Source organism: Natrinema pallidum, from assembly GCF_005890195.1.
In the GTDB taxonomy this organism is placed as follows: domain Archaea; phylum Halobacteriota; class Halobacteria; order Halobacteriales; family Natrialbaceae; genus Natrinema; species Natrinema pallidum.
In genome coordinates this window covers 2,534,808-2,557,909 of record NZ_CP040637.1, presented here as the reverse complement: position 1 = coordinate 2,557,909, position 23,102 = coordinate 2,534,808, and the positions used below count along the sequence as shown (strand labels likewise).

Here is a 23,102-nt window from a genome sequence, read left to right as displayed (position 1 = left end):
CGACCGAGAGCGACCGCTACGTCCGAGGGCCACCAGGGGCGAGCAACTCGATCGGATGCGGAACGTCGCGCTCGAGTAGCGTCTCGAGGTGGTCGCCACAGGACGTCCCCGACGCGACAACGGTCTCGGCACCATCGACTTGCGTCGCCAGCCGCTCGCCGACGTCCAGACTGAGTTCGTAGTACTCCCGCTTGTATCCGAAGGAGCCAGCCATGCCACAACACTCGGCGTCGGAGGTCGCGGGCGCGTACCCGCACTGCTCGAGGACGGCGACGGTTGGCGCTTCGAGATCGAGCGTGCGCTGCTGGCAATGGGAGTGGTAGGCGACCGGTGCTGCGCCGTCGCCGGTCGACAGGGCCGTCGGATCGGCCCCGTTCTCGAGGAGTCCGTAGACGTACTCGCAGAGTTCGTAGCTGCCGTCCCGAAGCCGCTCGAACGAGTGCTCCGGCAGCAGGCGCTCGTACTCGCGGTGCATGGCCGCCAGATCGGAGGGTTCGATGACGACCACGTCCCGGCTGGCATCGAGGTCCTCGGCCAGCGCGGCGTAGAGGCGACTTGCCTGCCGGTCCGCCGTGGCGATCATTCCCTGGGAAAGGGCCGCACGTCCGCTTTCAGGGAGGTCGGGGACTCGCACCGGAACCCCCAGCGCCTCGAGCGCGCGGACGGCGGCCTTCCCGCGGTCGACGTCGACGTAGTTCGTGTAGACGTCGGGGTAGAGAACGACCTCGCGGTCGACATCGGTGCTCCCATCTCGGGAGTTCGCTCGTGCTGCCCGTTGGCTCGACGCGTCCGCGCCGCCTCGCCCCTCGAACCAATCGACGAGCGACTGTCGACGGAAGGTCGGCAGGTCGCGCCGCCGGTCGATACCGAGGGTCCGCTCGAGAACCGCGCGGACGGGGCCGGCGTCGGCAAGCCAGTTCGAGACGGGGGCGGTCGCGCTGGCGGCCTTCGCGACCGCGCCGATGTTGCCGAAGAAGCGTTTGCCGGGGTCGAGCCCGCCCGACTCCGCGTCGGGGGTGAGGCCGTCGACGAGAAAGTCGTACGATTCGGCCTCGGCGCTGCGGTTGAGCCGGTCCCTGACGACGGTGTTGATCCACGGGATGTCGATCTTCACCGGGCAGGCGTCGACGCAGTTCGTACAGCCGGTACAGAGGTCGTTGAACTCGGCCGCGGACGCCTGACCGTGGACGCCGGCCTCCCAGCCGGTGGCGATGCCTCCCGAATAGGTCTCGCCGCCGAAGCCGTGGCCGCCGACGGACTGGAAGTTCGCACACGAGTTCGAGCACGCGCCACAACGGATGCAGTACAAGGTTTCCCGGAGTTGGTCGTCCTCGCACATGTCCATGCGGCCGTTGTCCAGCAGGACGAGGTGGAAGTCGCGGTCCTGGTCTCCGGGTCCGTCCGCTCCCGTCCCGTCGGCCGCCGCTCCCTCGCCGGCCGTGATCGGCTCGTCCGGTGTGTCGAAGTCCAGCGTCGGCGAGTCGGTCGGCGGCGACAGCATCGTTACGTACTGGGAGATCGGCTGGCCGGTCGCGCTCTTGGCGATGATGTCGACGAACGGCTCGAGGTCCGACAGCGTCGGGAGCAGTTTCTCGACGCCCGCGACCGCGACGTGCGTGTCGGGCGTGACCGCACATTTCCGGGCGTTGCCCTCGTTCGTGACGAGCGCGATCGTCCCCCTGTCGGCGACGACGAAGTTCGCGCCGGTGACTCCCACATCGGCGTCGGTGATGATCTCGCCGAGGTGGTCCCGGGCGAACCGCGTGAGTTCTTCGGCGGTCTCGAACGGCTCGTCGGGGTCGAACCGCTCGTTGAACAACTCGGCGATCTCCGCGCGGGAGATGTGCATCGCCGGGCCGACGATGTGGGAGGGCGTCTCGTCCGCGATTTGGAGGACCCACTCGCCCAGATCGGTCTCGGTGACATCGATCCCGTCGGCCTCGAGCGCGTCGTTGAGTTCGATCTCCTCGGTCGTCATGGACTTCGATTTGACGACCGACGGCGACGCGGCCGCTGTCGCGCCGTCGGTACCGTTCGTGGCCTCGCGGTTGACCACGTCGGCCACGTACGCGTTCGCGTCCGCGGCGTCGTCCGCGACGTAGACGGTCCCGCCGTTTTCCTCGACGGCTTCGCGGACCGTCTCGATCAACTCGGGGAGCCGATCGATGGCGGCTTCCTTGATCGATCGCGCCTCCGTCCGCAGTTCCTCGAGGTCGTCGGTCCCGCCGTAGGTCTCCTTTCGGCGGGCGTTCGAGGCGCTCGCCTGGGCGTGGATCGCCGGTCCCTCGGTCTCGAGCAGGTGCCGAATCCGGTCCGCTCGGTCCGAGCGCGTGCGTTGGGCCATCCTATCGATCCTCCAGGACGATCACGTGAACATCGCCGGGCCCATGGACGCCGTGGACGAGGTCGCCCATGTCGGCGGTCGCGCTCCGGCCGGTCGCGAAGACGACGCTGTCACGACCCGCATCGAACCCGTCGGCGAGTCGGTCGAAGCCGGTGCTGAGGTCGGGGACGATATCGCTCTCGGCAACGACGGCGACGTGTCGCTCCGGGTAGAGACTGATCGGTTCCGCGCCGCCGGCCGTTGATTCGACGGCGACCGTGCCGTACTCCGCGATCGCGAACCCGACCGGGGTGACGCCGGTTCGAGCAGCCGTTAGCTCGGCGGCCGTCGGCTCGGTCGTCACCGATGCCGGGAGCGATACGCCGTCGAAGGGGAGGGGAACACCGATCGCTGGTTCCGCAGCGATCGTTCCGATCCGCTCGCTCGCGTCGGCGGCCGCCACGCGCTCGAGTTCAACCTCGAGTCCCTCGAGTGCGCGTTCGAACCGGCCGACAGTGTCGACTGTCATCGCGTCTCACATCCGGGCGAACGGTAAAGACAGTGACGGTCGGCCCGTTGTCATGTCGTGAGGGTACGGTGGCGCGACTCGGAACGGCCGCGTGACTACCGCGATTCGCAGATCGCCAGGAAGTTCTCGAATATCTCGTCGCCCTCCTCGGTGTGGGCGACCTCGGGGTGCCACTGGACGCCGTAGAGATCGCGGTCGGTGTCGCTCATCGCTTCGACGTTACAGACGTCGCTTTTCGCCGTCAGTTCGAAGCCCGCCGGCAGTTCCGTGACCTCGTCGGCGTGACTCGCCCAGACGCGGGTTTCGGGGTGCAGCGAACCGGTCAGCGGGTCGTCGTCGTCGACGATGTCGACGGTCACGTCGGCGTACCCACCGTACTCGCCGCTCCCGACGCTACCGCCGAGTTCAGCGGCGATCAATTGCATTCCCAGGCAGATGCCCAGAACCGGCACGTCCGCCTCGAGATAGGCCGGCGACTCCCCGATCCGATCCATGTCCGGGCCTCCCGAGAGGACGACGCCGTCGGCGTCGACGTCTTTCGGCGGCGTCTCGTTATCGATCAATTCCGTGTCGACGCCGAGGTCGCGAAGCGCTCGGCGCTCCAAGTGGGTGAACTGTCCGTGGTTGTCCACCACGACGATCTTCGTCATTGGGTGCCCGTAGCGGCCCACCCGGTAAAAGCGGTCCGAAAACCGCTCTCGGCGTCGGTGACGACGGCGATCGCAGCGAGGCTTACGGATAGTGCCCGCCCGAGGATGGGTGTGACGAGGAGGATCAGGAAGCAGGGCACACATCCCGACGGAAACGGCGAGTTTCGACTCGGTGTTCCGGTATGTTTATGCGTTCGTCACCGGTTACAACTGACATGGCAGTCGATCTCAGCGAATTCGAGCATCCGTCGTGGCTCACTGCGGCAGGAACGGGTATCGGGTATGTCGCCATTCTCGGGCTGCTAACACTGCTGATGTTCGTCGTTCCGTGGCTCGTCTTCTCGTCGCTGTAACGTCGACCCGGCATTCCGACGGACAACGCGTTGCCACTCGATGTTCTCGGTCCCTGTCGAGAGCGCCGAGCGGTGCGGCCGGCCGTCAGCTATTGCGGCCGCAGCGATCCCGGTAGAGAGAACGCGGCGGTGGGTCCACACTGCGACCGCCCATCGACGATATCGCCGTCGCTCGAGCGGCGGAAAACCGAAAGAGGAGAACGGCTGTCGACGTCGGGGTGCGTTCAGGCGAACGTCTTCGAGACCTCTTCGGACTCGTCGGATTCGGCCTCGACCTTGTCCCAGGCGCTGCGGAAGTCCTCCATCCGGATCTCGGTGCGGTCGTCGCGAATGGCGAACATGCCGGCCTCGGTACAGACGGCTTTGATGTCGGCACCGGAGGCGTCTTCGGCCTCGGCGGCCAGTTCGGCGAACTCGACGTCGTCGGCGACGTTCATTCCGCGGGTGTGGATCTCGAAGATGATCTCGCGACCCTCCGCGTTCGGCTTGGGCACTTCGATCAGGCGGTCGAACCGGCCGGGACGGAGAATGGCGCGGTCGAGCATGTCGAAGCGGTTGGTGGCGGCGATGATGCGGATCTCGCCGCGCTCCTCGAAGCCGTCCATCTCGGAGAGCAGTTGCATCATCGTCCGCTGGACCTCGGCATCGCCGGAGGTCTTGGATTCGGTTCGCTTGGCCGCGATGGCGTCGATCTCGTCGATGAAGATGACGGCGGGCTCGTGTTCGCGGGCGACATCGAAGAGGTCGCGAACCAGCTTCGCGCCCTCGCCGATGAACTTGTGCACCAGCTCCGAGCCGGCCATCTTGATGAACGTGGCGTCGGTCTGGTTGGCGACGGCCTTGGCGAGCATCGTCTTCCCCGTGCCCGGCGGCCCGTAGAGGAGGACGCCGCTGGGCGGATCGATCCCCACGTCGTCGAACATCTCGGGCTTCTCGAGGGGCATCTCGACGGTCTCTCGGACTTCCTGCATCTGCTCTTCGAGCCCGCCGATGTCCTCGTAGCTGACGTCCGGACTCTCGGTGACCTCCATCACGCGGGCGCGGACGTCGGTCTCGTTCGAGAGGGGCTTGACGATCGACAGCGAGTTGTTGACCGCGACCCGGGCGTCGGGTTCGATGTCCGCGCGCATCTCGTCGGTGACTTCCGTCAGCGCCTCCTGGTTGTTCCCGTGTTGTTTGATGATGACGCCCTCGTCCGTGACTTCCTGGACGGTGGCGACGAACAGCGGGGACTGTTTGAGTTTCTTGTTCTCGTGTGTGAGACGCTCGAGTTTCTGCTGGTACTTGTTGTTCTCGGCGTTGGCGTCGAGGAGTTTGTCGCGCATCTCCTCGTTTTGCGCCTCGAGGATCTCCAGCCGTTCCTCGAGCGCCTGGATTTTCTCCTGTTGGGACGCCTCGTCCTCGTCGTATGGGAGGTCGACGTCGTCCGCGGTGTCGCTCATTACCCGCCCTTTGGGTGCTGGTTCATAAGAGACTTCGGGTAGGTGCATTCGTCCTCGAAATATAACCGTAGGATATTAAACCGAATAGCAAATATTATTACTCTGTATTCGGAATGGGGGAGTAGGATGAGTGCTTCAGAGCGGCTTCGACAGGAGACTACTGAGCGCGGAACGTGGGACGACGTCCGAGACCTGCCGCCGAGCGCGAAACTCGTCGCGAAGGTCCTCGAATACAACGACACGATGACCCAGCAACAGATCGCCGACGAGACGCTGCTGCCGTCCCGGACGGTCCGGTACGCGTTGAACCGTCTCGACGAGGAGAACGTCATCGATTCCCGGTTCTCGTTTTCCGACGCTCGCAAGCGGCTCTACAGCCTCGGGATTGACTCGTAAGCGCGATCTAATCGTCGTTTCTCGCGGCGGATGGATTCCACCGTCAGCGGCTCGAGTCGTCGTTTTCCGGCCCACCAGTCAGGAGAGCGACTGCTGTCCACGGCGATGTCAGTCGACGGCGGTACACACCATCCCGATCGACCGGAGTAGTAGTCGGGAACACAGGAGTTCCGATCGATCCGACTCGCTCGAGACGTTCTCGGTGATTTCCCGCTCAGGGGCACAGGCTCGCTCCGTTCCGCATTTGAGCGTTCGGTCGGATCGGACTCCGGCCATTTCTGCGACGCTTTCGTTCGGTACCCGCTCGATGTCATACATTGATACCGTTCCTGAGCCGACGAGGTCGTCCGGATAGAGAGAGCGGATTCAGCAAGAGCCCGATCACGAGGACCAACAACACCAACGTCTTCGCGGTCGTGTCGTTCATGCAACGCAACTCTCCCACTACTCACGCATGTTTCGTCTCCAACCAATTGGTGCTGTGATTATTGTGGGATAGTTCATAACCACAAGCCCGATTCGCCTCGGTTGCCACTGACGCGACCCATCCGGTTCACTTTCACTTCGGTCACGGAATCCCTTTAGGGAGCGCCTGCCAACGAGGGGACAATGACGCGGGTTATTCATACGGGCGACACTCATATCGGGTATCGGCAGTATAATTCGCCCGAGCGACGCCAGGACTTTCTCGAGGCCTTTCGCTCGGTCGTCGAGGATGCCGTCACCGACGATGTCGACGCGGTGATCCACGCCGGCGACCTCTTTCACGACCGCCGGCCGAGCCTCGTCGACCTGCAGGGTACCGTCGACATCCTCCGGACGCTCGCCGACGCCGACATCCCCTTTCTCGCCGTCGTCGGCAACCACGAATCGAAACGCGACGCACAGTGGCTCGATCTCTTCGCGGACCTCGGTCTGGCGACACGGCTCGGGGCCGAGCCGGTCGTTGTCGACGACACCGCCTTCTACGGACTCGACTTCGTCCCTCGATCTCGTCGGGACGATCTCACCTACGATTTCGACGCGCTGCCGGCCGACGCTGCTCATGCGAGTTTAGTGAGTCACGGTCTCTTCGAACCCTTCGCACACGCCGACTGGGACACCGAAACCGTCCTCGCCGAGTCGACGGTCGATTTCGACGCCGTTCTGCTGGGGGACAACCACAAACCCGACACCGCCGAAGTACTGGACACGTGGGTCACCTACTGCGGTTCGACCGAGCGCGCGAGCGCCAGCGAGCGCGCGGACCGAGGCTACAACCTCGTCGACTTCGCGGACGACGGGACGGTCGGTATCAGTCGCCGCGGCCTGCCCTCGACCCGCGAGTTCGTCTTCGTCGACGTTGCCCTCGCCGCGGACGAGGGCATCGACCGCGTCCAGGAACGGGTCCGCCAGCACGACCTCGCGGACACAGTCGTCATCGTCACCGTCGAAGGCGAGGGACGACCCATCGCCCCGGCGGCCGTCGAGGAACTCGCAATCGACCGCGGCGCGCTCGTCGCTCGCGTGAACGATCGCCGGGACCTCCCGGACGAGGACGAGGACGTGTCGGTCAGTTTCGCCAACCCGGACGATGCGGTCCGCGAACGGGTGCGAGAGATGGGTCTCAGCGACGCCGCCCTCGAGATCGACGAGACCGTCCGGAGCGGCGATCTCGCCGACTCGAACGTCCGCGATGCCGTCGAGCGGCGGGTTCGCGACCTGCTCGAGGACGACGACTCGGCGTTCGAGCCTGCCCCGGAGCGCCACCCGGGCGACGAGGACGTGACGACCGTTGCCGACCACCTCGCTGACGGTGCGGAGCCCGCCCCCGAGTCGACCGACGATGCGCCCGCTGAAGGGGCGGCGAGTGACAGCGCCGACGCGGTCGACGACGGCGGGACTGCGGGCACCGATGACCCCGACGAGCCCGCCGACGCCGACACCGCCTCGCTGGGTGATTTCGCATGAGAGTCGATCGCGTTCAGTTGTTGAACTTCAAGTGTTACGGCGACGCCGATCTCACGCTCGAGCGCGGCGTCACCGTCGTCCACGGCGTCAACGGCAGCGGGAAGTCGACGCTGCTCGAGGCCGTCTTCTTCGCGCTCTACGGCTCGAAGGCGTTGGACGACCGCACGCTCGACGACGTCATCACGACCGGCGAGGAGGAAGCGGCGGTCGAACTGTGGTTTACCCACGACGACCGCGAGTACCACGTCGAGCGCCGGCTCAAACTGCGCGGCGACCGCGCGGCCACGACGAAGTGCGTACTCGAGACGCCGACCGAGACGATCGAGGGCGCTCGCGACGTTCGTCGGGAGGTCACGCAGCTCCTGCGGATGGACGCCGACGCGTTCGTCAACTGCGCGTACGTCCGGCAGGGCGAGGTCAACAAGCTCATCCACGCCTCGCCGAGCGATCGCCAGGACATGATCGACGACCTCCTCCAGCTGGGCGCGCTTGAGGACTACCGGGAGCGCGCCAGCGAGGCCCGCCTCGGCGTCAAAGCGGTGCTGGACGGCCAGCGGGAGGTCCTCGAGGACGTTCGCACTCAGGTCGAGCAGAAAGAGGCGAAGGACCTCCACGAGCGGCTGAACAGCCTCGAGTCCCGCCGAACTGACGTCGTCGAGGAGATCGATCACTACGAGACACAGCGCGAGCAGGCCACGGAGACGCTCGAAACGGCCGAAGACGTCCTCGACCGCCACGAGGAGACCCGTGAGGAGATCGCGGAACTGACTGCCGATATCGAGGCCCTCCGATCGAATATTTCCGAGACCGAGCGCAAGCGCGAGGCGGCGGGCGACGAGATCAGCGAGGTTCGGGACCGCCGCGAGGAACTCGCGGCCGAACGCGGCGACCTCCTCGAGACCGTCGACCTCGAGAGCGACGACCCCGACGAGGATGTGGTCCGGGACCGCATCGCGGAACTCGAGGCTCGCGACGAGGAACTCGGCGACGAGCTACAGGAGTTGACGGTGACGATTCAAACCGGGACCGACGAGATCGAGCGACTCCGCGAGGCGGCCGACGACTGCGAAGCGCAGGCCGAACGCGCTCGCGAGGAGGCCGACGACCTCGACGAGCGAATCGAGGCCGACGAGGAGGCGATCGCGGACCGCGAGGCGAAACTCGAGGACCTCGAGGCGGAGATCGAATCCGCGCGGGCGACGTTCGACGACGCGCCGATCACGTTCGGCGAGGCGGCGTCCCACCTCGACGACCTCGAGACCGAACGCGAGGAGCTGGACGCGGCGATCAACGACATCACTGCCGACATACGCACCGCCGAGAACGCGATCGAGGAGGGCGAACGGCTGCTCGAGGAGGGGAAGTGTCCCGAGTGTGGCCAGCCGGTCGAGGACTCGCCCCACGTCGACGTGCTCGATGACCGCCGGGAGGAACTCGCCGACCTCGAGGCCGACCGCGAGGACCTCGACGCGGAGCGTGAGAACCTCGACGACCGGATCGACCGCGCCGAGGCGCTCCGGGAGGCCGAACGGCGAGTCGAGCGACTCGCGGAAAATCGCGACAACATCGAACAGTTACTCGCCGAGAAACGCGAACGTCTCGCGGACCGGCGCGACCAGCGCGATCAGCTCCGAGCGGACGCCGCGGAGTACGACGCCGACGCCGACGAAAAGCGATCCGCGGCGGCCAACCGTGAGGACGAGGTGGCAGACGCACGGGCCGAACTCGGCGAGATCAACACCGAGCGCGGGGAGCTCACGGAGACCCTCGAGTCCCTCGAACGCATTTCCGCGATCGCCGACGAGCGGGCGAGTCTCGAGAGCGAGATCGAAACCCTCCGCGAACGGCGGCAAGACTGGAAGGACATGAACGACGAGCGCCGCGAGACCCTTTCCGAAAAGCGCGACCGCAAACGCGATCTCGAGTCGGAGTTCGACGAGGACCGCATCGAAACGGCACGCGAGGACAAGGCCAACGCCGAGCGCTACATCGAACAGGTCGACGACAAACTCGCCGAACTCGAGGAGCAGCGGACCGAGATGCAAAACGCCATCGGTGCCGCCGAGAACGAACTCGAAGAACTCGAGCGGCTTCGCGACCGCCTCGAGTCGGTCGAGGATCGCTGTGAGCGACTCGAATCCCTCTACGAGGAGGCCGAGACCCTCCAGACCACGTACGGTGACCTGCGGGCGGAACTGCGCCAACACAACGTCGAGACCTTAGAGCGGCTGCTCAACGAAACGTTCGAACTGGTCTATCAGAACGATTCCTACGCGGCGATCGATCTCGACGGCGACTACCGGCTGACGGTGTATCAGAAAGACGGCGAGGCGCTCGAGCCCGAACAGCTATCCGGCGGCGAACGAGCACTGTTCAACCTCAGCCTGCGGTGTGCGATCTACCGGCTGCTCGCCGAGGGCGTCGACGGATCGGCACCGATGCCGCCGCTGATTCTCGATGAGCCGACGGTGTTTCTCGATTCGGGTCACGTGACCCAACTCGTCTCACTGATCGAGTCGATGCGCGAGCTCGGCGTCGAACAGATCGTCGTCGTGAGCCACGACGAGGAACTCGTCGGCGCGGCCGACTCGCTCGTCCGCGTCGAGAAAGACGCCACGTCGAACCGCTCGCGGCTCGAACACGGTGAACCGCCGGACGTAGAACTACTCGCGTCCGACTAGACTCGTTCGCTGGAACCGTCTCTAGACGGTGGTCGACCACGATACGTTATGCTGATCTGGGGGAGACTGTTCGATTGAGGGGTCCGCTCTCGGTTACTCATCGATCGACTCTCGGAGGGACAAATAGCGGAATCGTCCCAGTATACCCGGCACAACACCGATCAGTAACTGACCGACCAGTATCACGCTAATCCGTCCCGGATGGTCGATACTTCGCTTCCGTGCATCACTATCGCGATTCGTGAATTACTGCAGTCGAGGCGAGAGGTGCATCATGGATCGTCCGACGGGGACTCGTCGAGTCCCGGCGTTTCAGTTCGGAGCGTCTCGAGCGCCGTCTCACAGTCCTCGGTCACTCGATACCCGCGTTCCCCCGCGACTTCGGCTTCCTCGAGCAGGTCGGCGGCCGAGAGGATCGTTAGGCGGCCGTGCAGATCGCTCTCGCAGCAGTCGTAGGTGTCGAGCAGGGTCCGGACCCCGAGCGGCCCCCGGTCGGCGAGTTCGATCAGCAGGCCCAGCGTCTCCGCGTCGTGAACGTTCGTCAGGAGGGTGAGAACGGGGTCCGGAACGCTTCGGGCCGCGGTCTCGAGGACGGACCCCTCGTCGACGGCCTCGAGACGGTCGTTGCGGATGTAACACTCGTTGCCGGTTTCGGGGTCACGGACGAGACTCGCGCTGTCCGATCGCTTGAGAAGCAGGTACCGTTTGCCGGTGTCGTCCTCGACTGTGTTCATGGGCTGTCGTTTTGCTCCGGTGATCGTGAGCGGGGAACGTCCCCCGCCGTCGGGTCGGCCTCTGAACCGTCGGTCGGTCGCGGTGTAGCCGTTCCCGTGTCGGTATCGGCTCCGTCGTCGGCCTCTGAACCGTCGGCGAGACTAGCGTCGCGGTCTCGCTTGAGCGTTCTGTATCGACGGCCGGCGAACCCGAACAGTACGGCCCCGGCGGCGACGAGGATGCCGCCGCGGGACAGATCGCCCTCGAACACGACCAATAGCGCCCCGAGCGAGACGGCCAGCACGGCGGCATTGATGACCAACACCAGCGACCAGAACGCCTCGAGGAGGTCGCCGGGGACGTCAGTCTCGTCGATGGACACGGTTGGCGGGTCGATCCCGTCCGACAGATCGGGCAGGTCGTTGTCCGGAACGTCGTCCTCGGTCGACACCTGTGGGATCGTGAGCCCGTCGCTCTCCTCGTCGTAGAGGTCCACTTCCGGGTCCCACTCGTCGGGCTCGTCTTCGGGCCGGTCGAATACCACATGCGGGTCGATGCCCAGGGAGGGGAAAAACGTTCGCTTCGCGAGTGTCGTCAGGCCAGATCCTCGAGCGTGAGAGTTCGAGAGGTCTCGACCCACGCGAGCGGGTTCTGGGCGTCGTAGAAGACGACGCCGTCCTCGGTCTCGTACGATTCGATCGTTGCGGTCCCCGCGGGTTCACTACTCGGCTCGCTCCGATCCGTCGCGTCGTCGTTCACATGGGTGGACACGTCGATCACCTGAGCGCATGCTATGTGTTACCACTTTATATGTCTTGTTGCTCCCGCAAGCGTCCGCTGACGGACTCCTGTCGGCGGGTATCGCAGACGGGGATTGCAGGGGTTTTTATCCGCCGACTGCGAATCTCGGCATCATGACTGAGGCGGGCCAGACCGGACTCACGGAGTTCGGCGGCGACTCCGCGGAGACCGACGACCGGCCGGACGAAGAGGCGGTTGCCATCGCCGGTAACGGCGGGTCCGACGCCGCGGAGGTTATCGACGTCGTCGAGGAAACGCTGCCCGAATCCGAGGGCACCCTCGAACTCGCCGTGATGCAGGTCGACTACACGATCGCCGGCTACGGCGACGAGGAACGGCCGATCATGCACGTCTTCGGACGGACGCCCGACGGCGAGCTAGAGCACGTACAGGTCGTCGGCTTCAAACCGTATTTCTACGCGCCGACGGAGAGTTTAGAGCGACCGCCGGAGGAACAGTACGACCGGTTGACTGGTAGTCGGGAGTACGACGAGGACGGCGAGCCCTACGAGAGTATTCGGGGCGAGAAACTCACCAAGATCTTCGGCCAGACACCCCGTGACGTCGGGCAGGTCCGCGACGACTTCGACCACTACGAGGCCGACATTCTGTTTCCCAACCGGCTTCTGATCGACAAGGACGTTCGCAGCGGGATTCGGGTCCCCGAACGCCGCGCCGACGACGGCTCACTGGTCGTCCCCCACGACGAGGTCGAAGCGGTCGACGTCGACGCCGCTCCGCGCGTGAATACCTTCGACATCGAGGTCGACGACCGCTCGGGCTTTCCCGAGGACGGCGAGGAGCCGATTCTCTGTCTCACCAGCCACGACTCCTACCGCGACGAGTACGTCATGTGGCTCTACGAGGCCCCGGTCGGCGACGGCGAAATTCCGACCGAGATTACGGAGTACGAACCGATCGAGGGCGAGATCGACCACGACGTGCGGTGCTTCGGGGAGGAGGAGGCCATGCTCGAGGCCTTCATCGAGTATATCGAGGCAACCGACCCCGACGTCCTCACGGGCTGGAACTTCGAGGATTTCGACGCACCGTACTTCCTCGACCGACTCGAGGAGCTTTCGGGCCCTCACCATGACTACGACCTCTCGATCGATCGCCTCTCGCGAGTCGACGAGGTCTGGCGCAGCAACTGGGGCGGCCCGGACATCAAGGGTCGGGTCGTCTTCGATCTCCTCTATGGCTACCAGCGGATGGTCTTCTCCGAACTGGATTCGTACCGGCTCGACGCCGTCGGGGAGGCGGAGCTGGGCGTCGGCAAGGAACGCTACGCCGGCGATATCGGCGACCTCTGGGAGGGCGACCCCACGCAGTTGCTCGAGTACAACCTGCGGGACGTCGAACTCTGTGTCGAACTCGACCGCCAACAGGAGATCATCCCCTTCTGGGACGAGGTGCGCTCGTTCGTCGGCTGCAAACTCGAGGACGCGCCGACGCCGGGAGATGCGGTCGACATGTACGTCCTCCACGAGGCCTACGGGCGGTTCGCGCTGCCATCGAAGGGGCAACAGGAGGCCGGCGAGGAGTACGAGGGCGGCGCGGTGTTCGAGCCCATCACGGGCGTCAAGGAGAACGTCACCGTACTGGACCTGAAGTCGCTGTACCCGATGTGCATGACGACGATCAACGCCTCGCCCGAGACGAGGGTCGATCCCGACGAGTACGACGGTGACACCTACGTCGCGCCGGTCGGCGAGGATGAGATTCACTTCCGCAAGGAACCCGACGGCGTCATGCGCGAGATGATCACGGAACTGCTCGCCGAGCGCGAGGAGAAGAAGGAACTGCGAAACGAACACGAGCCCGGATCGCTCGAGTACGAGCAGTACGACCGCCAGCAGGGGGCGGTAAAGGTTATCATGAACTGCTTTACGCCGGATACGGAGGTTTTGACTCCTAGTGGCGTGCGCGAGATCACCGATCTCGAGATCGGCGACGACGTGTATTCGCTCGATCCGGAGACGGAAGAACTGGAGATCAAGCCGGTCGTCGAAACCCACGACTATCCCGACTACGACGGCGATCTGATCGATATCGAGACGAGCAAGATAGACTTCCGCGTCACGCCGAATCACCGCATGCTCGTCCGAAAGAACGAGACAAACGGGATCACGGACGACGAGTACAGCTTTGTCGAGGCCGGAAACCTCGACCGAGCGACGAACTATGAACTCCCTCACGGGTGGGCGGGCCCCGACGGAGACACGCTCGAGGAGGTCGATCTCACGGAACTGATCGACGGCGAATACGAAGTGTGGGTCAGGCCGTCCGTTCACGGCCGTACGTTCACGGCGGAATTAGGCTGGACGCCGCGTCGTGTCCCGAAAGCTGATGTCGGCAAAACGGGGTACGTCTTCACGGACGAGGAGTTCGAGGAACACCGAGAGTACATCGAAGAGGTCTGTGAGATGAGTTTCATTCACCGGGAATCCGGACGGAAATGGATTCCCCGGACCTACGATGGAGACGATTTCCTCGACCTGCTTGCATGGTTCGTAACGGAAGGAAACGTCTATACGTCCGAAGACAAGCAGTTCGGCGAGAATTTCCGCGGTTCGGCAACGACGGTAACCCTGGCACAGGACAAACTGCCGGTTGCCGACGGCGGCGTTGACCACCACGCGACGATCGGCGACTTGCTCGATGACATGGAGTTCGACTACTACGTCGATGATCGATGTTACACGGTCACATCGAAACTCCTCGGTGATCTATTGACGTCGCACTGTGGCGACGGCAGTTTCGAGAAGCGAATCCCCGAGTTTGTCTTCGAGTGCAGCAGCCAACAGAAACGACGGTTCCTCGAGGTACTCATCAACGGCGATGGCGATCGGCAGGCAAACTCCTGGCGGTATACGACCTCGAGCGACCGGCTTCGGGACGACGTTCTCCGTCTCTGTGCACATCTCGGCGTAACAGCAAACTACAATCGTGATAGCGGCTCGTGGCGCATCTACGTCACTGAGGGCTCGAAAAACACGCTTCGAATGCACCGAAGTGCGTCTCGAAGTACTGCTGACGACGGTGTTTACTGCGTTACCGTCGAGGACAACCACACGCTGCTCGCCGGCCGAAACGGGAAGTTCCAGTTCGTCGGTCAATCGCTGTACGGCGTCTCGGGTTGGGAGCAGTTCCGCCTGTACGACAAGGAAGCAGCATCTGCCATCACTGCCACTGGTCGCGAAGTCATCGAGTTTACCGAGACCGCCGCTACCGAGGAAGGCTACGAGGTTACCTACGGCGACACCGACAGCGTCATGCTCGAACTCGGTACCGACGTATCGAAAGCGGAAGCTATCGAAACGTCGTTCGACCTCGAAGACCACATCAACGGTCGGTACGACGATTTTGCGCGCGAAGAACTAGGTGCCGAGTTCCATCGCTTCCAGATCGAGTTCGAAAAACTCTACCGGCGGTTCTTCCAGGCGGGCAAAAAGAAACGCTACGCGGGCCACATCACCTGGAAGGAGGGCAAGGACGTCAACGACATCGACATCGTCGGCTTCGAGTACCAGCGGTCCGATATCGCGCCGATCACCAAGGAGGTCCAGCACCGCGTCATCGAGATGATCGTCCGCGAGGGCGATGTCGAGGGTGCCAAGGAGTACGTCAACGGCGTCATCGAAGACGTGTTGGCGGGCGACATCTCCCTCGAGGAGATCGCGATTCCCGGCGGGATCGGGAAACGACTCGACAATTACGACACCGACACGGCCCAGGTCCGGGGCGCGAAGTACGCCAACCTCCTGCTCGGAACCAACTTCCAGCGCGGGAGCAAACCCAAGCGACTCTATCTCGACCGCGTCGATCCGTCCTTCTTCGAACGCCTTGAAGCCGAGGAGGGATTCGACGCCCGCACCGACCCCCGCTACGGTGCGTTCAAGCGCGACCCCGATGTCATCTGCTTCGAGTACGAAGACCAGATCCCCGAGGCGTTCGAAGTCGACTACGACAAGATGCTCGAGAAGACGCTGCAGGGGCCGATCGAGCGCATCCTCGAAGCACTGGATATCTCGTGGGACGAAGTGAAAAGCGGGCAGGAGCAGAAGGGGCTCGACTCGTTCATGTGAATTAAACGACTGACTGCGACCGGTCCGATCCGGGGAATCGGTACGTAACGCCGATCTGAAGCCCGCTTCTCCGACGAAATCCGGATGCCGTATCACGGTCCCGTATCGGACTACCCGAACCGTGGTTTCCGAATCAAAAACTTATTTTGACTCTGCGGGACTGTATCCAATTGGATACGAAACCGTTATCAGTCATACGACCCACTGTCCAGACGACAGAATACTATGGCACGCCTCGAACTCAACAATCTGCATGCGGAAGTAGCGGAGGGCGACGAGACCATTCTCGAGGGCGTCAACCTTGAGGTTCAGTCGGACGAGATCCACGCGCTGATGGGACCGAACGGCTCCGGGAAGTCGACGACCGCGAAGGTCATCGCCGGCCACCCGGCCTACGAGGTCACCGAGGGCGACGTCCTGCTTCACCTCGAAGACGACGAGTTCGGCGAAAATATCGAGATCGACGAGGATCAGCGTACCTGGAACCTCCTCGATCTCGAGCCGAACGAACGCGCCGCGCTCGGTATCTTCCTCGGCTTCCAGTATCCCGCGGAGATCGAGGGCGTTACGATGACGAACTTCCTCAGAACGGCGCTGAACGCCAAGATCGAGGAGCGCGAGGAACTCTTCGAGGACGAGGAGGATGACGAGTCCGACGCGGCGGACGACGAGGGCTTCGAGTCCTCGCCGATGGAAGGCCCCGCGGATGAGGGCGAAATCGGCGTCGCCGAGTTCCAGCAAATTCTCCAGGAGAAGATGGAGCAACTGGAGATGGACGAAAAGTTCGCCCAGCGCTACCTCAACGCCGGGTTCTCCGGCGGGGAGAAGAAACAGAACGAAGTGCTACAGGCCGCCATCCTCGAGCCCTCGATCGCCGTCCTCGACGAGATCGACTCCGGGCTCGACATCGACCGCCTGCAGGACGTGTCCAACGGGATCAACGCCCTGCGCGACGAGCAAGGCACCGGCGTCCTGCAGATCACCCACTATCAGCGCATCCTCGACTACGTCGAGCCCGATCACGTCCACGTAATGCTCGACGGCCAGATCGCCAAGAGCGGCGGGCCCGAACTCGCCGAGAAGCTCGAGGACAAGGGGTACGACTGGGTCCGCGAGGAAGTCTACGGCACCGCGTAACCGGATTCGACTAGAACAACCGTAATAACGCTACAGCCGTAACCACAACTACATCAACCAATGAGTTCCGATCAAGACCACCTACAAGAGACAGACACCGAGGCCCGGTTCGAGTTCAAGAAGGAAGAGAACGCCGCGGTCCGATCCGGGAAAGGCCTGACCGAGGAGGTCATTCGCATGATCTCCGAGGACAAGGACGAGCCCGACTGGATGCTCGAGCGTCGCCTGCGTGCGCTCGAGCAGTACCACAACATGCCGATGCCGTCCGACTGGCCCGGCATGCCCGATCTCTCCGAACTCGACGTCGAAGAGATCATCCCGTATATCCGACCGGACGTCGACAAGCGCGAAGGCGTCGACGACTGGACGGAGCTGCCCGACGAGATCAAGGACACGTTCGACAAGCTGGGCATCCCGGAAGCGGAGAAGAACGCCCTCTCGGGCGTCGGTGCCCAGTACGAGTCCGAGGTCGTCTACCAGAACATGCAAGAGCAGTGGGAGGAGAAAGGCGTCATCTTCTGTAACATGGATGAGGCCGTTCGGGAGCATCCCGAACTCGTCAAAGAGCACTTCATGACGACCTGCGTGCCGCCGAGCGACAACAAGTTCGCCGCCTTGCACGGGGCCGTCTGGTCCGGCGGGAGCTTCGTCTACGTCCCCGAGGACGTCACCGTCGAGATGCCCGTCCAGGCCTACTTCCGAATGAATTCCGAGGGCATGGGCCAGTTCGAGCACACGCTCATCATCGCCGAGGAAGGGTCGGAAGTCCACTACATCGAGGGCTGTTCCGCGCCGAAGTACGGCACCCACAACCTGCACTCGGGCGGCGTCGAGGTCTTCGTCGGCGAGGACGCTCACGTCCAGTACTCGACCGTCCAGAACTGGTCGAAGAACACCTTCAACCTCAACACCAAGCGCGCCATCTGCGAGGAAAACGGCACGATGGAGTGGGTCTCGGGCAGCATGGGCTCGAAAGCGACCATGCTCTACCCGTGTACGATCCTCAAGGGCCGCGGGTCGACCGACACCCACATCACCATCGCCTTCGCGGGCGAGGGCCAGGACATCGACACCGGCGCGAAGGTCTACCACAACGCGCCCGAGACCAGTTCGACCATCGAGTCCAAGTCGATCTCCAAGGACGGCGGCCGCACCAACTACCGCGGGCTCGTCCACATCGCCGACGGCGCGGAGAACTCGAGCACTGCCGTCGAGTGTGACGCCCTGATGTTCGACAACGAGTCCACGTCGGACACCATGCCGTACATGGAGATCGAGGAGTCGAAGGTCGATGTCGCCCACGAGGCGACCGTCGGCAAGATCGGCGACGAGGACATCTTCTACCTCCAGTCCCGCGGACTGGACGACGACGACGCCAAGAAGATGATCGTCGCCGGCTTCATCGAGCCGATCACGGAGGAACTGCCGATCGAGTACGCGGTCGAACTCAACCGTCTCATCGAACTCGAGATGGAGGGGAGCCTCGGATAATATGAGCGCAGGAACACAGGTACACGCCAATCTGACCGAAGAACAGGTACGCGAAATCAGCGGGGACCTCAACGAGCCCGACTGGCTCACGGAGACCCGTCTCGAGGCCCTCGAAGCCCTCGAGGAACTCGACATGCCCGACGTCATCCGGACGCCGGGGCGGGACTGGACGAACCTCCACGACCTGGACTTCGAGTCCCTCGTCGATCCGCTCAACGCGGCCGAGGACAAGGATCAGGTCGGTCCCGACGAGGCCGAGGTCCTGGCCTGGAGCGACGCCGTCGCCGAGCACGAGGAGCTCCTCAAGGAGCACTTCGGCAGTATCGTCGACCCGCAGGAGAACTATCTAACCGCGCTCTCGACGGCACTGTTTAGCACCGGGACAGTCATTTACGTCCCCGAAGGCGTCGACGCCGAGGACGTTACCGTCCGCACCGAGCAGAACTCCCGCTCGCTGTTCAACTACACGCTCGTCGTCACCGAGGAATCGTCCTCGGTCACGATCCTCGAGCGACAGTCGACCGGTGCCGAGCAGGACGAACAGTACTACAGCGGCGTCGTCGAAGTCGCCGCCGGCGAGAACAGTTACGTCCAGTACGGCAGCCTCCAGAACCTCTCGGAGGAGGCCTACAACTTCACCGTCAAGCGCGGCGTCGCCGACACCTACGCCACGATCGACTGGATCGAGGGCAACCTCGGGACCCAACTCACGAAGACGGAGGTCTCGACGACGCTCAGCGGCGATAGCGCCGAGACACAGATCGTCGGAGCGTTCTACGGCCACAACGACCAACACTTCGATCTCGACGCGAAGGTCTGGCACCGAGCCGAGCACACGACCGCGGATCTCGTCACCCGCGGCGTCACTGACGACGTCGCCCGCTCGGTCTACGAGGGCGTCCAGGACGTCGGTGCCGATGCCTGGGACACCAGCTCCTACCAGCGCGAGAATACGCTGATGCTCAGCGACGAGAGCGAGGCCGACGCCTCCCCGAAGCTGATCATCAACAACCACGACACCGAGGCCAGCCACTCCGCGACGGTCGGTCAGATCGACGCGGAAGATCTGTTCTACATGACCTCCCGCGGTGTCGACCCGCGAGCGGCGCGTAACATGCTCGTCGAGGGCTTTTTCGTGCCCGTTCTCGAGGAGGTCGACGTCGACGAGCTCCGCGATGACCTCGAGGAGCTGATCGGCGCTCGACTCCGACAGCGCGACTGATCGCTGTCGGTTCCCTGTCCCGACCGCCGTTTCGCGTTGTCCCCGTCCGTGCTCCGAGACGACTAAGTAACCACGGCTCCCTTGTCGTGATATGAGCCTGGGACAGCGTGTCTCGAGCGACCACCAGCTGACCCGATTGCTCCAGATCGGGGTCGTGCTGGAGGAACTCGTCGAGTCACGCGCCGCCCACCACATCGAGTCCCTGCCCCCCGACGAGCGGGCGGAATTCGACGAGGAGGTGGAAGAGTTACTCGCGGAGGCCGCCACGGAGTCGGCCGACCACCGCGAGCGACTCGAGGCGCTGATCGACGATCTCGAGGCGGAAACGGTCGGATACGAGGAGATCAACGCACTGGTCGACGCCCAGTACGGGCCGCCGGAGGATACGGACGGCGTCCTCTACGACCAGTTGGCTAACGAGGAAACGGCCTACAAGTTCTACGACGACCTGATCGAAGCGATCGAGGCCTCCGAGTCCGAGTTCGCCGTCGACCGCGAGCGGCTGCTCGAGACGCTGTACAGCATCCGCGAGGAGGAGAAAGAGGGCGTCGAGGAAGTGACCGAGGTCATGGAGCAGCGAGCATGATCGGGGTGAGCGCCACGATTGCGGCCACCGCAGTTACCGCGTTGACACCGTCCGCGACACGCATCGACGCCCGGCCGCGAGCACGCCGGCGAGGAACCGACACCGCACGGAACGCGACCGACGGAGGGATGGCATGAACACTGCAGATCAATACCTCAAAGCGATCTATCTGGCCCAGCGCATCGAGGACGGCCCCGCATCGACCGGCACGCTCGCGGACCTCCTCGAGGTGAGTCCGGCCAGCGTCAACGAGATGATCGGCAAACTCGAGGAGCGGGAACTCGTCGACCACGAGAAATACAAAGGTGCCAGTCTGACCGACGACGGACTCGAACGGGCACACAACGCCCTCCAGACCTACTGTATCATCGAGCGATTCCTCGCGAACGTCCTCGAGGTCGAGGAGTTTCGCGACGAGGCTCGCGCACTGGAAAGCGTCATCGACGATACCGTTGCGGAACGCCTCGACACCATCATCGACCGGCCCGCCCAGTGTCCCGACTGTTTCGATGCCGAGCAGGACTGCTGTGAACTGCTCGAACTCGAGGCCAGCGGTCGGGCCGACTGAGTCGGGTCGGTTACCGGACCCGTATACCGGTGCTGTTTTGTAGGGGGAGCGGGGAGAACTAGGAGACGGCACGGTCAGACAGCTACCTTTCAGCAGGCGTGGTTTCCACGTGTGTTCACCTGACTGACCTACCCCGTCTCTCAAATACCCACGAGCGATTGCTATCGTGGTCGGCGGGCCGTATTGACTACTACAGAGATACGTGCTGCAGCGCGATATCGGGAGCGACTGCTGAACCGAACTCGGTAGAACGACCGCCGAAATAACGGATTGCACCGCACGACACGTCCGGTCAGGGGTCGTCGGCCCCGTCCCGATCACCGAATCGGACGTAGCGTCGGCCGACGATCGCCCCGGCCGCGAGGGCGATGACGACCGCGACGCCGAGGCCGATCGGGAGCGACCACGAGTCGCCCGCCCAGTCCGCGTCGAATACGTCGGCATAGTAATTCGCGGCCGCCACACCGTGGAGCACGACGAGCACTTCGCGATTGTTCTCGAGCGAGTTCGAATTCCAGTTCGCACTGCCCACGATCGCCGTCTCCCGATCGATCACGACGCCTTTGGCGTGGATCTTCTCGAACCGATCGGTGTCCTCGACGAGGCGGACCTCGAGCGGGAGGTCCTCACGGTCGGCGACTCGCTCGAGGTCGGCGGCCAGCGCCTCGTTTTCGTCGGCGTTGTACCACGTCGAGCCGAGCAGGAGTTTGACGTCGACGCCGCGGCGGGCCGCCGCAAGGGTTGCCTCGAGCAGTGAGACGTCGGCGTTGATACTGGGCTGGATGACGAGGATCTCGTCGTCGGCGTCGGCCAACAATGCCTGCATCCGGGCGTCGGCGTTGTCCGGCGCGAGCAGGAGTTCGGCGGACTCGACCGTGACCGTCGCCGGATCGTGAGCCGTCGGGAACTCGGGATCGGCTTCCGCCGATGGGAGCCCCTGCGGTTCATCGTCGACGAACGTGGCATTCGCGCGGTAGGCACTGCCGGCCGTCGTGTCTCGGCCCTCGAAATCGGCGCTGAAAACCGTCGCGAGTCGGGCTGCGAGCGTCTCGCTTTCGAGACGGACCCCCCAGCCGCGACTGCTCTCGCCGCCGACGCCAGCGGGTTTCCAGTTTTCGGTCGTGACCAGCACGTGGTCGTCGACGACGGCATACTTCGGGTGGTGATACCGGTAGCGAGCGTTCTCGCCGCCGATGACCCGGACGTCGACGCCACCGGACTCGAGCGTCTCGAGGACGCTCTCGGTCGGTGTGGGCGTGCCGCCGACCGGGCTCGCCTCGAAGAGGACGGCGACATCGACGCCGCGTTCGGCCGCGTCGACGAGGTCGGCGGCAATCGCGTCGGAGGTGACGGTGTATCCCGCCAGCAGCAGTCGGTCGTCCGCGGTTCGGATCGTCGCTCGCGGAACCTCGGGGGTGTCGGGAAGGACGAACGCCGTTGCCTCGTCGACCGCGGTGCTCGCGACGGGAAGACAGGTCGCGCCGGTGGGCCACCACTGGCCGCCGTTACTGCCGCCCGCTCCGTTGGTAGTCGGCTCCGTTCGGTACCACCGCGCTGCCGTCGGCGCGCGGTCGTAGGAGACCGAATCGATCTCGGTCGTGACGTTTTGGAGTCGGAGTTCGTCACCGTCGTTCGCGAGCCGAAGACGGCCCGCGAGTGCGAGGACGGGTGCGTCGGTCAGCGTCCGCGTGACGTTCGGGGCAGTGCTCAGCGCGATGCGGCCGGAAACCGTCTCGTTCGGGAGGGGTGCCGTCGTGTGGCCATCAGTGAGGGAGAGGTTCTCGAGTCGCGTATCGGGCGGGGTCTCGAGGACGATGAACTCGCCGACGTTGCCGTTGGTCGCTGGATTCGGGGCGAGAGCGGCGATCCGCGGTCGTGCCGGTGTGTCGGTCGTCGTCGGGCTCGTGGCCGTCGCGTCGCTCGCTCGGGACGGACAGTCGAGGGCGGTTGCGTTCGCGCCCGGGCCGGCAGGTGCTTGAGCGATTGGCCGGCCGTCCACCGTCGTTCCGTCGGCGACGAAGCCCGCGACTAGCGCGGTGCTGGCGACGAGACCACACGCGAACGCCGCGACGAGGGCCACACGCCGGAGGTTCATCGCTCCGTCTGGCCGCCCTTTCGTACTTAAACCCGCGGGAGAATTCGACCGTCTCGCGCTAACTGCGGACGAGTGG

Annotated in this window: 18 protein-coding genes; 10 read left to right on the top strand and 8 right to left on the bottom strand. The window is 64.2% G+C overall.

Annotation, left to right across the window (positions count from 1 at the left end; translation table 11 throughout):
- Positions 1–16: 16 nt before the first annotated feature.
- The 3 genes from FGF80_RS12610 to FGF80_RS12600 all read right to left on the bottom strand — a co-directional run bounded on the left by FGF80_RS12610 (position 17) and on the right by FGF80_RS12600 (position 3,502).
- Positions 17–2,344, bottom strand: a complete 2,328-nt coding sequence (locus FGF80_RS12610) for an LUD domain-containing protein (protein ID WP_138654380.1) — start codon at positions 2,342–2,344, stop codon at positions 17–19.
- A 1-nt stretch (position 2,345) separates the two neighbouring features.
- Entirely contained in the window at positions 2,346–2,852 is a 507-nt protein-coding gene (locus FGF80_RS12605) for an LUD domain-containing protein (RefSeq protein WP_138654378.1), read from the bottom strand.
- 95 nt (positions 2,853–2,947) lie between these two features.
- The gene (locus FGF80_RS12600; RefSeq protein WP_006185269.1) at positions 2,948–3,502 is read right to left on the bottom strand and encodes a GMP synthase subunit A; all 555 of its coding nucleotides are present in this window, start codon (positions 3,500–3,502) and stop codon (positions 2,948–2,950) included.
- 215 nt (positions 3,503–3,717) lie between these two features.
- Between FGF80_RS12600 and FGF80_RS19230 the strand changes: the two genes are divergently transcribed.
- On the top strand, positions 3,718–3,855 hold the full coding sequence (locus FGF80_RS19230) for a hypothetical protein (protein WP_006185268.1): 138 nt from the start codon (positions 3,718–3,720) through the stop codon (positions 3,853–3,855).
- 224 nt (positions 3,856–4,079) lie between these two features.
- On the opposite strand, the gene pan1 is transcribed toward FGF80_RS19230, so the two are convergent.
- The gene (gene pan1 / locus FGF80_RS12595) at positions 4,080–5,297 is read right to left on the bottom strand and encodes a proteasome-activating nucleotidase Pan1 (protein WP_006185267.1); all 1,218 of its coding nucleotides are present in this window, start codon (positions 5,295–5,297) and stop codon (positions 4,080–4,082) included.
- A gap of 126 nt (positions 5,298–5,423) precedes the next feature.
- On the opposite strand from pan1, the gene FGF80_RS12590 reads away from it, so the two are divergent.
- From FGF80_RS12590 to rad50, 3 genes are all read left to right on the top strand, one after another.
- The gene (locus tag FGF80_RS12590; protein WP_006185266.1) at positions 5,424–5,693 is read left to right on the top strand and encodes a MarR family transcriptional regulator; all 270 of its coding nucleotides are present in this window, start codon (positions 5,424–5,426) and stop codon (positions 5,691–5,693) included.
- A 609-nt stretch (positions 5,694–6,302) separates the two neighbouring features.
- The gene (gene mre11, locus FGF80_RS12585) at positions 6,303–7,643 is read left to right on the top strand and encodes a DNA double-strand break repair protein Mre11 (protein ID WP_138654376.1); all 1,341 of its coding nucleotides are present in this window, start codon (positions 6,303–6,305) and stop codon (positions 7,641–7,643) included.
- Entirely contained in the window at positions 7,640–10,324 is a 2,685-nt protein-coding gene (rad50, locus tag FGF80_RS12580; protein WP_138654374.1) for a DNA double-strand break repair ATPase Rad50, read from the top strand. Before mre11 ends, rad50 begins: the two co-directional genes overlap by 4 nt.
- A 272-nt stretch (positions 10,325–10,596) precedes the next feature.
- Here rad50 and FGF80_RS12575 read toward each other — a convergent pair whose 3' ends face one another.
- Genes FGF80_RS12575 through FGF80_RS12565 form a run of 3 tightly spaced genes read right to left on the bottom strand, consistent with a single transcriptional unit; the run spans position 10,597 to position 11,818 of the window.
- On the bottom strand, positions 10,597–11,058 hold the full coding sequence (locus FGF80_RS12575) for a DUF7346 family protein (RefSeq protein WP_006185261.1): 462 nt from the start codon (positions 11,056–11,058) through the stop codon (positions 10,597–10,599).
- On the bottom strand, positions 11,055–11,582 hold the full coding sequence (locus FGF80_RS12570) for a DUF7322 domain-containing protein (RefSeq protein ID WP_138654372.1): 528 nt from the start codon (positions 11,580–11,582) through the stop codon (positions 11,055–11,057). Before FGF80_RS12570 ends, FGF80_RS12575 begins: the two co-directional genes overlap by 4 nt.
- A gap of 50 nt (positions 11,583–11,632) precedes the next feature.
- Entirely contained in the window at positions 11,633–11,818 is a 186-nt protein-coding gene (locus tag FGF80_RS12565; protein WP_081603331.1) for a DUF7331 family protein, read from the bottom strand.
- Between the two features lie 134 nt (positions 11,819–11,952).
- Between FGF80_RS12565 and FGF80_RS12560 the strand changes: the two genes are divergently transcribed.
- From FGF80_RS12560 to FGF80_RS12535, 6 genes are all read left to right on the top strand, one after another.
- Positions 11,953–15,927: a DNA polymerase domain-containing protein gene (locus tag FGF80_RS12560; protein WP_138654370.1), complete on the top strand. Its 3,975-nt coding sequence runs from the start codon at positions 11,953–11,955 to the stop codon at positions 15,925–15,927.
- Between the two features lie 225 nt (positions 15,928–16,152).
- Positions 16,153–17,064: an ABC transporter ATP-binding protein gene (locus FGF80_RS12555; protein WP_138654368.1), complete on the top strand. Its 912-nt coding sequence runs from the start codon at positions 16,153–16,155 to the stop codon at positions 17,062–17,064.
- A gap of 60 nt (positions 17,065–17,124) precedes the next feature.
- Entirely contained in the window at positions 17,125–18,555 is a 1,431-nt protein-coding gene (sufB, locus tag FGF80_RS12550; RefSeq protein WP_006185256.1) for a Fe-S cluster assembly protein SufB, read from the top strand.
- Between the two features lies 1 nt (position 18,556).
- Complete coding sequence (gene sufD / locus FGF80_RS12545; RefSeq protein ID WP_138654366.1) at positions 18,557–19,777, top strand: Fe-S cluster assembly protein SufD; 1,221 nt, start codon at positions 18,557–18,559, stop codon at positions 19,775–19,777.
- A 91-nt stretch (positions 19,778–19,868) separates the two neighbouring features.
- A complete protein-coding gene (locus FGF80_RS12540; protein ID WP_006185254.1) occupies positions 19,869–20,363 on the top strand; it encodes a tumor suppressor TSBF1-like protein in 495 nt (164 codons plus the stop codon).
- A 133-nt stretch (positions 20,364–20,496) separates the two neighbouring features.
- Positions 20,497–20,931, top strand: a complete 435-nt coding sequence (locus FGF80_RS12535; protein ID WP_006185253.1) for a metal-dependent transcriptional regulator — start codon at positions 20,497–20,499, stop codon at positions 20,929–20,931.
- Between the two features lie 292 nt (positions 20,932–21,223).
- On the opposite strand, the gene FGF80_RS12530 is transcribed toward FGF80_RS12535, so the two are convergent.
- Positions 21,224–23,026: a phospholipase D-like domain-containing protein gene (locus tag FGF80_RS12530; protein WP_138654364.1), complete on the bottom strand. Its 1,803-nt coding sequence runs from the start codon at positions 23,024–23,026 to the stop codon at positions 21,224–21,226.
- Positions 23,027–23,102: the final 76 nt, after the last annotated feature.